This window comes from Neobacillus pocheonensis (genome assembly GCF_050477905.1).
GTDB lineage: Bacteria > Bacillota > Bacilli > Bacillales > Cytobacillaceae > Neobacillus > Neobacillus pocheonensis_A.
Map to the genome: position 1 here is coordinate 1 of NZ_JBCNAD010000072.1, position 1676 is coordinate 1676.

The window sequence follows — 1676 nt, forward strand, 5'->3', positions numbered from 1 at the left end:
TTCTGCGTAGATGAGCGTTTAACTCATTCAGATTGATTGTGATGTTAGTAGCGACCGAGTAATAGTTTTGGATTCCCATGACGACAGTATTGAAATTCCAAACTGTCTGAATGCAAGGCTTTTTCTTGATTACTTTTATCGCTTCCTTAATCTTTTGAAAGGCATTTTCTTTTGCCTTTTTCGACATATCGGACCTTGCTACATAGCCAAATCTTGTTTTTCCCTTCCTTACAACCTTCATTGAAAATCCAAGAAACTCGGAAGAGTTTTTCTTTAGATTAATAACCTTCGATTTCTCTTCACTTGTTTCCAAATGAAGTCTTTTTCTCAAGAAGTCTTTCAATGCGTAGTTCATTTTTATAGAGTGTGACCTAGTTCGGCACATTACCTTGAAATCGTCCGCATAGCGGACGATGAAGCACTCTTTCAAAGCTGTTTTCTTTAAATGTTGATATTTACTTCCGTTTGTAGAGTAATTATATCTACTTTCAAACGTTTCCCATTGGTCACTTATCCACCAATCCAATTCATTCAATACGATGTTTGAAAGTAAAGGGGATAGGATACCTCCTTGCGGAGTACCTTTTGTAGGAATGCATTCTCCTTCAATCTCTGTTTTTAATAGCCTGGAAATAATAGAAAGAAGTGATTTATCCCTTATACCTAGTGACCACATTTGTTTTAATAGTTTACTGTGATTAACATTATCAAAGAAACCTTTAATATCAACATCAACACAATGATGGAGCCCTGACTGATTGATAAGAAATTCAAGCCTAGCTTTGGCATGATGAGTGCTGCGGTTCGGTCTAAATCCATAACTATGTTTATGGAATTTTGCCTCACAAATGGGCTCTAAAATTTGAAGTATGCATTGTTGAAAGATTCTATCCCAAATCGTTGGAATCCCCAAAGGTCTTGTTTTTCCTTTTCCTTTTGGAATGAATACACGCCTTACCGTTTGTGGTTCATACCATTTGAACATGGCTTGAACCTTTGCTATTACATCTTCCACTGTTAAAGGTAAAATATCGTTAATGGTTAATTTATCTGTTCCCGCAGTTTTGCTACCTGTATTTCTTTTAATGTTTCGGTAGGCAAGTCGTATATTATCTTTAGAACCCATTAATACTGTTAAGTCATAGAAGTGATGACCACTGACACTTTGAGCATATAGTCTGTCAAAACAATCTTGCATACTATAATATTCACTGTGTCTCAGTTTCTTCCGTTTCAATAAGTTGGTGACTCCTTTCGGAGTTAAACCTCTTTTAGTCTCACAAGAACCTTATTAATCGATAAAGAACTGCCTTACTTGGTTGAATAAATCTTTGTTAGTCTAGTGGCTATCCCTCCATGTGGATTAGACATTTCATTGGTACTGTGCCACCACTTTCACTGATATAAAGACAAGTTATACAGTAACTAATGTCATTAATGCTTTTCCTTGCCACCGTTTCATTAGAAGTAAGTCCTCCACGTTATCAGTTTACAACGTTGAGTTATATCTATTATAGAATGAACTTAGGTGCTTCCTCTAAGCCTGTTAGCATTCATACGCCTATAACGTATCATGGATTTTCATATTAGTTATTTTTACTCACCCACATCTAACCTCACAATTTGGTGATATACACATTTCTATGTATCGCAGGTATAGACCCGTACATTCAGAA

At 36.0% G+C, this 1676-nt stretch carries 1 protein-coding gene; it reads right to left on the bottom strand.

What is annotated here, in order from left to right:
- On the bottom strand, positions 1–1198 hold a 1198-nt coding region (ltrA, locus tag ABES02_RS27865; RefSeq protein ID WP_430141064.1), incomplete at its 3' end, for a group II intron reverse transcriptase/maturase.
- Positions 1199–1676: the final 478 nt, after the last annotated feature.